The organism is uncultured Veillonella sp. (assembly GCF_938010505.1).
GTDB lineage: Bacteria > Bacillota > Negativicutes > Veillonellales > Veillonellaceae > Veillonella.
Window position 1 is genome coordinate 1 of sequence record NZ_CALLVP010000037.1, and the last position, 5,321, is coordinate 5,321.

The window sequence follows — 5,321 nt, forward strand, 5'->3', positions numbered from 1 at the left end:
TTGTCGGTATCTGTGTATTCATTTATCTAGGCTATCTAGAAAAGAAAAATCAAAAAATACTTGTTGCTACAAAACCGATAGTAAAAACTAAAAAGCGTAAATAAATTACAAATAAAAAAGAAAAAGTCCTACATTCAAAGTTAAAAACAATGAATGTAGGGCTTTTTCTATACAAGATATAATTTACTAACTAATTTATTGACTAATAAAGTATTCAGTAATTAAAAAATTAAGAATATTTTTTATAAATTTTCTTTAGCTTTTAACGCATCCAGATCTTCTAATGCACGATTGGCAATCAGTGCATTTTTCTCTTTCTTCTTACGTACTTTTTGAGGCCAGGACTCCATGATACCAAAGTTGACGTTCATTGGTTGGAAATTTGAACCTTCGTAGTTAGAAATATAGTGGCTAAGGGAACCGATAGCCGTCGTCTTAGGGAATTCAATAAATGGTTGTTCCTCTAAGTAACGGTCTACTTGTAGGCCTACCATGAGACCGCTAGCAGCAGATTCCAAATAACCTTCAACGCCTGTCATTTGACCAGCAAAGAATAAACGCGGTTCTTTTTTTAGCTGGAATGCATGATTCAATAACTCAGGAGAATTGATATACGTATTGCGGTGCATTACGCCATAGCGGATGAATTCAGCATTTTCAAGACCTGGAATCATACCGAATACACGCTTTTGTTCGCCCCATTTTAAATGAGTTTGGAAGCCAACTAAGTTAAACATAGTGCCTTCCTTATTTTCCTTACGCAATTGCACGACTGCATAAGATTCCTCATTGGTGCGTTTATCCACTAAGCCCACAGGCTTTAATGGACCATAACGTAATGTATCTTCACCGCGGCTTGCCATAATTTCTACGGGCATACAACCTTCAAAGTAAATTTCTTTTTCGAAATCTTTTGGTTGTACGGCTTCAGCAGTAGTAAGCTCATGCCAGAACGCTTTATATTCTTCTTCTGTCATAGGACAGTTAAGATAATCCGCATCGCCTTTATCATAACGTGAGGCAGCAAAAACTTTATCATAGTTTAAAGATTCTGCCGTCACGATAGGTGCAGCAGCATCGTAGAAGTAAAAACCTGTTTCACCAGTTAAGGCTTTAATCTTATCACCTAATGCTTCAGATGTAAGCGGACCAGACGCAAAAATAACAGTTCCCTCTGTAGGAATTTCCGTTACCTCTTCGTGATGCACAGTAATATTAGGATGACTTTTCACCTTCTTTGTCACCATTTCGCTGAACAAATGACGATCAACGGCTAAAGCACCACCAGCAGGAACAGCAGTTGCATCGGCGCATGCCATAATGATAGAACCGAGACGACGCATTTCTTCTTTCAAAAGACCTACAGCATTTTCAATATTGCCAGCGCGCAACGAATTACTACATACGAGCTCTGCAAATTGATCTGTTTGGTGCGCAGGCGAACTCTTAACAGGTCGCATTTCATATAGGTCTACATGAATACCTCGGTTAGCGAGTTGCCAAGCCGCTTCGGATCCTGCAAGGCCTGCACCAATAACGATAACATTTTTATTATTCAACTGTTGTTTCCTCTTTTTTAGCTTTGCTAGACTTTTTAGATCCTTTAGATTCTTTAGACTCTTTAGATTCTTTTACAGTTTCTACACTAGCTTCGCTTTTTTTCTTTCTTGTTTTCTTTGGTGGTCTAGTTGGACATGTTTCATTGGAACAGAACTTTTTAGTTGTCCCATTTTTATATGTCTTTTCAACCATTATAGAACCACATGTTTCACAGAAATCATGGGTTGGCTTATCCCATAATGTAAAGTCGCATTGTGGGTATCGATTACAGCCATAGAAAATACGTCCACGACGAGACTTGCGTTCTACGATTTCCCCTTCTTTACAATTAGGACAAGTTACACCAGTTCCTACTGTAATAGGTTTTGTATTTTTACATTCTGGGAAATTGGAACATGCTAAGAACTTACCATAGCGACCAAATTTATATACCATTGGACTATTGCAAAGTTCACATGTCTCATCGCTTTCCATAGATGCAATTTCAATGCGGTCTACATCACTTGCATCTTCTAGTTCTTGCGCAAAGACCTCATAGAAATCAGATAATACTTTTACATATGTATCCTTACCAGATGCAATAGCATCTAGTTCTTCTTCAAGATCACGGGTAAAGCCAGTATTGATGATTTTTTCGAAGTAAGCAATCAAGAAGTCTACCACCACAAAGCCTAGCTCTGTAGGCACGAATTGTTTATTCGTATTCTCTACATAATTACGGCTTACGATAGTATCTAGAATTGGTGCGTATGTACTAGGACGGCCAATACCTAATTCCTCTAGAGTCTTGATGAGGCTCGCCTCGGAGTAACGTGGTGGTGGTTGCGTGAAATGTTGTTCAGGCAACACCTCTACCGTATGGGCAACATCATTCTTTTTTAAAGCTGGTAATTGAGGTACATCCTCTTTTTTTGTATCTTCATAAACGGCACTGAAACCTGGGAAGATAACACGAGAGCCAGTCGCTTTAAATGTATAGTCATCTTTAACATTCAACTCTATCGTTGTTGATTCATTTTGTTGAGGTGCCATTTGGCTAGCCATAAAACGATTCCAAATCAACGTATATAGCTTAAGTTCATCACGATTCAAAAATGGTTCCACCATTTTAGGTGTTAACTCGAGAGATGTAGGACGAATCGCCTCATGCGCATCTTGTGCAGACCCCTTAGAGCCGTACACATTTGGTTTAGACGGATAATAGTCTTCCCCATAATTGCGAAGAATAAAGTCCTTAGCCATAGCTTGCATCTCTTTAGAGATACGTGTAGAGTCTGTACGCATGTATGTAATCAAACCCACGTGGCCATAGGAACCGATTTCAAGACCTTCGTATAAATGTTGAGCAATCATCATGGTACGCTTAGCACCAAAGTTCAATTTACGCACACCATCTTGTTGCAAGGTAGATGTTGTAAATGGAGGTGCCGCTTTACGAGAACGCTTCCGCTTTTCAATATTTGTCACTAATGCATCGGCTCCGCCAATAGCACCTACTACGGCTTGTGCTTCACTTTCAGTAGTAATATCGATTTTTTCACCTTTAATATGGGTCAATTCCGCTGTGAAAGCCTCTTTTTTAGGCGTTTCAAAATTGCCTTCAATCGTCCAATATTCTTGTGGTACGAAAGCTTGAATCTCGCGCTCTCTTTCACAGATAAGACGAACTGCAACGGATTGCACACGACCTGCACTAAGGCCTTTACAAACCTTTTTCCACAGTAAAGGACTCAATTTATAACCAACGATACGGTCTAATACACGGCGTGCTTGCTGTGCATCTACCATGTTCATATCGATAGTACGTGGAAACTCCAAAGCCTCTGCTACAGCATTTTTAGTAATCTCATTGAACGTAATACGACATGTTGACTTAGGATCCACATTAAGAATGTACGCTAAATGCCAAGAAATAGCTTCCCCTTCGCGGTCAGGGTCAGTAGCAAGCAATACGGCACTGCTTTCATCGGCATAAGAAACTAGTTCATCAATAACCTTTTTACGGGTGACCAAATTACTATAGCGCGGCGTGAAATCATGCTCTATATCGATGCCCATTTGAGATTTAGGCAAGTCCCGCAAGTGGCCCATACTCGCCTTAACAACATAGTTAGGACCTAAGAATTTTTCAATTGTTTTAGATTTAGCAGGAGACTCTACGATAACCAAAACTTTGCCATCCGGATTATATACGCGAGGTTCGCGTTGCTCCGGTGGTACAGAGGTTTGTAGAACAGATTTATCCCGTACAATCCCCATTGGAGTAAGGGCTTCCTTACCTACCTTACGCTTTATCGTAGTACTTTCTTTCTTAGTATTTTTCTTTTTTGACTCTTTACTAGTACTAGCTGCTTTCGGCTCGCCAATAACGATAGATCGTTTAATGGACAAGTATATCACTCCTAGTCATATTAATATAGCCTCTCGGCGGATGATTCTCTATAGCCCCTTCTATTTCTAACTCTAGTAATAAGGGCTGCAGTTGTTGTAATGGAATACGAGTCGCTTTCAAAATATCACTAACCGTAATACATCGATCATGAGGTATTTCACTCAATATTACACTCCTATCCACATTAAAGCTTAACATAGAGAACCCTTTTCTATCAACACTTTGACTATGATTCCCTATTTCAACGCTATCTTTTACACCTTTATTTTCATTATTCTTTATTAGTAAAAGTTTCTTTTTACTAGAAAAATATTCCCGCAATGTTAAATGATATTGTTTAACTATATCCTCATAACCAGTAAGTACATATGCACCATTTCTCATTAGAAATTTATTTCCATCAGCCGTATGGTCTAATAGATTACATGGTACCACAAATACATCTCGACCTTCACTAACCGCCATATCTGCCGTAATCAAAGAACCACTACTGGACTTGGCCTCTACTACAATAACACCTCTACATAATCCACTAATGATACGATTTCGAGCGGGGAAATGTTTAGCAGATGGTGGCGTACCAGGTGGGTACTCAGATACAAGCAAACCATTGTTTTGTAAGATTCGGTCAAATAATTTTGTATTCTCTCGTGGATATACTATATCTAATCCACAACCCATGATCACAATAGCATACCCCTGACTAGCTAACAGTCCTTCATGACCATGTGTATCAATACCTCGTGCGCCTCCACTGACGATAATAGTGCTGTATTTACCGAGCTCTTTACCAAGCATTCTCGCCACATTGCGTCCGTATAATGAACAGCGCCGTGCCCCTACAAGAGCAATCCGATTTAGCCGTTTATCTAAAAGTGCTCTATTACCTCGCATAAACAATATAGCCGGTGGATTATAAATATGGTTCAAAATAGATGGAAAATCTTTATCTAAAAAGGTAGTAACATCCATCTTATATTCGTCTATTTTATGAATTATATAATCTAACTTTTCATCCTTAGCCGATGATGCTATAGCACGTTTATCAGCGGTAGAAATATGTGTATAAGGCTTTAAATTTTCAACCTTCTTAACGGCTTGCCAAGCATCATAGGACGACCCAAAATCCTCAATAAAACGTCGTACATGTGTGGCTCCAACATTGTATAGACTTTGCAAGCCTGCAATATAAATATTGTCATCGTATCTAGTCATATAAACACCTGGTAATTCTTTCTATGTATATAAGCCTTAATTTTATATAGAACTAAACAACTACTTTTCTAAATAAGAAACAAATAATTTATAATACATTTACTTTATTTGCCAGTTCTAAATAACATTGCTTCAGAAATATGATGTGGTTCTA

At 38.6% G+C, this 5,321-nt stretch carries 3 protein-coding genes; all 3 read right to left on the reverse strand.

All coding sequences use genetic code 11. The features are described 5' to 3' along the window. Positions 1 to 242: 242 nt before the first annotated feature. From trmFO to dprA, 3 genes are read right to left on the reverse strand one after another with little or no spacing between them, the layout of a single operon-like run. The gene (trmFO, locus tag Q0507_RS01870) at positions 243 to 1,559 is read right to left on the reverse strand and encodes a methylenetetrahydrofolate--tRNA-(uracil(54)-C(5))-methyltransferase (FADH(2)-oxidizing) TrmFO (protein ID WP_298711544.1); all 1,317 of its coding nucleotides are present in this window, start codon (positions 1,557 to 1,559) and stop codon (positions 243 to 245) included. Further along, positions 1,552 to 3,951 carry a type I DNA topoisomerase gene (gene topA, locus Q0507_RS01875; protein ID WP_298711547.1) on the reverse strand — a complete coding sequence of 800 codons (2,400 nt, stop codon included), beginning with the start codon at positions 3,949 to 3,951 and terminating at the stop codon, positions 1,552 to 1,554. The genes trmFO and topA overlap by 8 nt, the downstream gene beginning before the upstream one ends. Next, positions 3,941 to 5,167: a DNA-processing protein DprA gene (gene dprA, locus Q0507_RS01880; RefSeq protein WP_298711550.1), complete on the reverse strand. Its 1,227-nt coding sequence runs from the start codon at positions 5,165 to 5,167 to the stop codon at positions 3,941 to 3,943. Before dprA ends, topA begins: the two co-directional genes overlap by 11 nt. Positions 5,168 to 5,321: the final 154 nt, after the last annotated feature.

Excerpts from the sequence above, each read along its gene's own strand:
- dprA (WP_298711550.1), bottom strand. The coding sequence starts at position 5,167 with ATGACTAGATACGATGACAATATTTATATTGCAGGCTTGCAAAGTCTA.